Source organism: Nonomuraea sp. NPDC001684, assembly GCF_053596515.1.
Window position 1 is genome coordinate 1 of record NZ_JBSFGJ010000655.1, and the last position, 3,816, is coordinate 3,816.

Sequence of the window (3,816 nt, forward strand, 5' to 3'; positions counted from 1 at the left end):
CCTCGGCCGCGACCGCGCAGGCCGATCACGCTCAATCGCCCGCCGCAAATGCGACACATACGACTGCACCGTCGGCAACGCCGTCACCGGCGGTGAGTCCTTGTAAAGATCGTCGACCAGGGTGTCGATCGGGACGAGCTGCCCCCGGGCGGCGAGCAGCCGGGCCAGCACCGCCCGCTGACGCGGCCCGCCCACCTCGACCCGCCGGCCGCCGTCGTCGTAGACCTCCACCGGACCCAGAACCCGGAACTCCACCGCGTACTCCCTTGTCGGCCGGCCCGGACAGCGCCCAGGCCGCGACGTGGTCAGGGGTGCGACGCCTGCGCGACGTCACACCCGCGACCCTCGTCGCCGGACTGCTCTCGGCCTCACGGCCCCCAACAGCCGGGGAATGTATGCCGGAACCACCGCCCGAGTCGTCCGCCTCGCGGGTGATTTCCACGCCTGCGCCGGCCGCGGGGAGCGTCGGGCCGGCGCAGGCAGCCGTCAGGCGTTGTAGCCTCCGTCCACGTTCAGGACGGCGCCGGTGATGTAGGAGCCGCCGGGGCCGGCGAGGAAGACGACAGGCGCGGCGATCTCCTCGGGCCGCGCGTACCGGCCGAGCGGCACCGAGGCGAGGAACGTGGCCGCCGCCTGGCTGTCGGCCGGATTCATGTCGGTGTCGACGCACCCGGCCTGGACGACGTTGACCGTGATGCCGCGCGGCGCGAGGTCGCGCGCCGCCCCCTTGGAGTAGCCGACGACCGCGGTCTTGCTGGCGACGTAGTCGGCCAGCCCCGGCCAGCCGACCCGGGTGCCCGTCCCCGAGCCGACCGAGATGATGCGGCCGCCCTCCTCCATCACGGCGGCGGCCGCCCGGATCGCCGCCACGACGCCGCCGAAGTTCACCGCGTGCTGGCGGGCGAACGCCCCGGCGTCAGGAACGGACGCGTCGACCGCCCCCACCACCCAGACAGCGGCGTTGTTGACCAGGACGTCGAGCCGCCCGAAGTCGCCGGCCACCGCCTCGACCAGGCCGGTGACCTGCTCGGGGTCCCCCTGGTCGGCCTTGTAGGCACGGGCGCGCACGCCCGTCGCCCTGAGTTCGTCCACGAGGGCCTCGGCCTTGCCCGCGGAGGCGACGAAGCTGATGGCGACGTCGGCGCCCTGCTGGGCGAGCGCCCGCGCCGTCGCGGCGCCGATGCCGCGCGAACCACCGGTCACCAGTGCCACCTTGCCCTCAAGCGTCTTTCCCATGATCACGCCTTCCCGCCGGTCAGTGTCCGATCGCTGGAGCCGGCGCGCCGACGAGCGCCGCCGCGTCCCGGCCGGGGAGCACCATGCCAGCTCCGGTTTGCGGATGATCAGAGCTGTCCGGCCGCAAGGTCTTCTGACGAACGGCAAGCCCCGGACGCATCGTGGGAACCGCCGGCCCGGCGGTGGGCAGCCGGTTCCGCTCGCCGCCACGGCGTCACGGCGTCACGGCGAGCTCGTGACCCGGCCTACGCGACGTGGGTCCCAGCCTTCGCACAACCAGTACAGAGGACTTCGACATGAGCACGACCGACGACCTTCGGTCCGCCCCAGAACCGATCGCCGTGGTGGGCATGGCCTGCCGCCTGCCCGGCGCCCGATCTCCCGAGGAGTTGTGGGGGTTACTGTGCCGCGGCGAGAACACGATCTCCGAGATCCCCGCCGACCGGTTCCCCGTCGACGAGGTCTACGCGCCCGCCTCCGGCACCCCGGGCAGGCTCGCCTCCAGGTACGGCGGTTTCCTCTCCGGCATCGACCGGTTCGACGCGGAGTTCTTCGGCATCTCCCCGCGTGAGGCCGCCGCGACCGACCCTCAGCACCGCATGGTCATGGAGGTGGCCTGGGAGGCGTTCGAGGACGCCGGCCTGGTACTGGAACGCATGCCGGAGCTGACCGGCGCGGTCTTCATGGGCGTCATCACCAGCGACTACTGGGATCAGCAGTCGGGAGCGCTGGACGGCCTCGACGTCCACACGGTCGCGGGCAGCACCCGGGGAGGCAACGCGGGGCGGGTCTCCTTCGCGCTCAACCTCACCGGGCTGAGCGTGGCGCTCGACGCGGCCTGCTCCTCCTCCCTGGTCGCCGTGCAACTGGCCGTGCAGTCGTTGCGGGCGGGCTCGTGCGACGTGGCGTTCGCCGGGGGTGTGAACGCCGTCCTGACCCCCGACCACGCCGTCGGCTTCTCGCAGGGCGCGATGATGGCCCCGGACGGCCAGTGCAAGACCTTCGACGCCCGCGCCGACGGCTACGTCCGCAGCGAGGGCGTCGGCGTCGTCGTGCTCAAGACGCTCTCCCGGGCGCTGGCCGACGGGGACCGCGTCCACGCCCTGATCCGCGGGGCGGCGGCCGGCAACGACGGGCACTCCGACGGTTTCATGGCCCCGCAGGTAGGCGGGCAGCAGGCGACGCTGCGAGCGGCCTACCGCGACGCCGGAGTGGACCCGGCGAGCGTCGCGTACGTGGAGGCCCACGGCACCGGCACCAGCGTCGGCGACCCGGTGGAGATCGCCGCCCTGAACGGGGTGCTCGGGCCGGGCCGGCCGGAGGATCGCCCGCTCCTGGTGGGCTCGGTCAAGACCAACCTCGGCCACACCGAGGGCGCCGCCGGCGTCACCGGCCTGATCAAGGCCGTGCTGTGCGTCAAGCGGGCATGGCTCCCGGCCAGCCTCAACTTCACCACCCCCAACCCCGCCATCCCCTGGGACGACATCCGCGTGCGCGTGTGCGCGGAGGCACAGTCCTGGCCGGCCCAGGACGGGCCACGCCGGGCGGGCGTGAGCAGCTTCGGCGTCACCGGCACGAACGCCCACATCGTCGTCGAGGAGCCGCCCGCCACGGCCGGGCCGGAGCCGGACGGCCCGGATGGCGTCCGTGCGATGTTGCTGCCCGTCTCAGCGCGCACCGCGAAGGCGCTCGGCGCGCTCGCCGGGCGGTACGCGGAGCTGCTCGGCGGCGTGCCGCTGGACCGGGTCGCCCGGGCCGCGGGCGTCCGGCGCAGCCACCACGACCGGCGGCTGGCCCTCGTCGCGAGCACGAGCGAGGAGGCGGCGGCCAGGCTCGCCGCCTTCGCCCGGGACGGCCACGCGGAGGGCGTCTGCGCCGGCGAACTGGAGGATCTCCAGGCCACCCACCGGACGGCCTGGGTCTTCCCCGGGCAGGGGGCGCAGTGGCTCGGAATGGGCCGCGACCTGCTCGGCGAGGAGCCCGTCTTCGCCGAGGCGATCGCCGACTGCGAGACGGCGATGCGCCCGTACGCCAACTGGTCGCTGACCGCCGAGCTGCGCGCGGGGCCGGAGAGCTCCCGGCTCGCCGAGATCGACGTCGCCCAGCCGACGATCTTCGCGGTCCAGGTGGCGCTCGCCCGCCTGTGGCGGTCGTGGGGCTTCGAGCCCGACGCCGTCGTCGGGCACTCGATGGGCGAGGTGGCGGCGGCTCACGTGGCCGGGGTCCTCGACCTGGACGACGCCGCGCGGATCATCTGCGGCCGCAGCGGTCTCGTCCGGGCCGGCATCGCCGGTCAGGGGGCGATGGCGGCCGTCGAGCTGCCGGCCGAGCGCGCCCGTACGCTCGTCGCCGGACGTGGCGGCACGGCGGTCCTCGCGGTGAGCAACTCCCCCACGTCCTGCGTCCTGGCGGGCGAGCCGGAGGAGATCGACGCGATCCTGCGTCACCTGGAGGGCGAGGGCGTCTACGGACGCCGCGTCCAGGTGGACTTCGCCTCGCACAGCCCTCAGATGGACCCGCTGCGCGAGCCGCTGCTCCGGCTCCTCGCCCCTCTGTGCCCCGGGACGGGCGACGTTCCGC

3 protein-coding genes are annotated in these 3,816 nt (G+C 74.2%); 1 reads left to right on the forward strand and 2 read right to left on the reverse strand.

Going from position 1 to position 3,816, the window contains the following annotated elements; genetic code table 11:
- Both ACWCSD_RS49415 and ACWCSD_RS49420 read right to left on the reverse strand, forming a co-directional pair.
- On the reverse strand, nucleotides 1-255 hold a 255-nt coding region (locus ACWCSD_RS49415; RefSeq protein ID WP_397162597.1), incomplete at its 3' end, for an AfsR/SARP family transcriptional regulator.
- 231 nt (nucleotides 256-486) lie between these two features.
- Nucleotides 487-1,236 (reverse strand): SDR family NAD(P)-dependent oxidoreductase, encoded by a 750-nt coding sequence (locus ACWCSD_RS49420; RefSeq protein WP_449926280.1) that lies wholly within the window; start codon nucleotides 1,234-1,236, stop codon nucleotides 487-489.
- A 296-nt stretch (nucleotides 1,237-1,532) separates the two neighbouring features.
- Between ACWCSD_RS49420 and ACWCSD_RS49425 the strand changes: the two genes are divergently transcribed.
- The coding region (locus tag ACWCSD_RS49425) for a type I polyketide synthase (RefSeq protein WP_449926283.1) at nucleotides 1,533-3,816 on the forward strand (2,284 nt) is incomplete at its 3' end.

Coding starts and splice junctions, on each gene's coding strand:
- ACWCSD_RS49420 (WP_449926280.1), bottom strand. CDS start 1,236: ATGGGAAAGACGCTTGAGGGCAAGGTGGCACTGGTGACCGGTGGTTCG.